1 protein-coding gene is annotated in these 603 nt (G+C 48.4%); it reads left to right on the top strand.

Annotation, left to right across the window (positions count from 1 at the left end; genetic code table 11):
• A partial coding sequence (locus tag IE294_RS50530; RefSeq protein WP_189895431.1) for a class I fructose-bisphosphate aldolase occupies positions 1-520 on the top strand: 520 nt, incomplete at its 5' end.
• Between the last annotated feature and the right edge of the window lie 83 nt (positions 521-603).

Raw genomic sequence — 603 nt, 5'->3', positions numbered from 1 at the left:
GGAAATCTTGCTTGATGGTGACCATGGAATTGATAGGACTTTTGAAGTAGCGCAGAAGGTTTGGGCTGAGGTTTTCTTCTACCTTGCTGAGAACAATGTCATGTTTGAGGGCATCCTTCTCAAGCCCAGCATGGTCACTCCTGGTGCTGAATGCAAAGACAAGGCCACCCCACAGCAAGTTGCTGATTACACCCTCAAGCTCCTCCACAGGAGAATCCCCCCAGCTGTTCCTGGAATCATGTTCTTGTCTGGCGGACAATCCGAGGTTGAAGCAACCCTCAACTTAAACGCAATGAACCAATCTCCAAACCCATGGCACGTCTCGTTCTCGTATGCCAGAGCTCTCCAGAACACTTGCTTGAAGACATGGGGAGGCAGACCCGAGAACGTTAAGGCTGCTCAGGATTCACTTCTTGTCCGTGCCAAAGCCAACTCACTCGCTCAGCTCGGGAAATACACCGGCGAGGGAGAATCAGAAGAGGCCAAGAAAGGAATGTTCGTAAAGGGCTATGTCTACTAAGCTGCTGCAAACAAAGCTTTAGCTGAGATGATGGAGATTTCATGATATGGTTTCTCTTTCATTCTCATTGTGTTTAATGTTCT

The organism is Streptomyces canarius, assembly GCF_014650735.1.
GTDB classification, from domain to species: Bacteria; Actinomycetota; Actinomycetes; order Streptomycetales; family Streptomycetaceae; genus Streptomyces; species Streptomyces olivaceoviridis.
The sequence above is the reverse complement of the archived record's forward strand: the minus strand, read 5'-3'. Positions and strand labels throughout refer to the sequence as shown.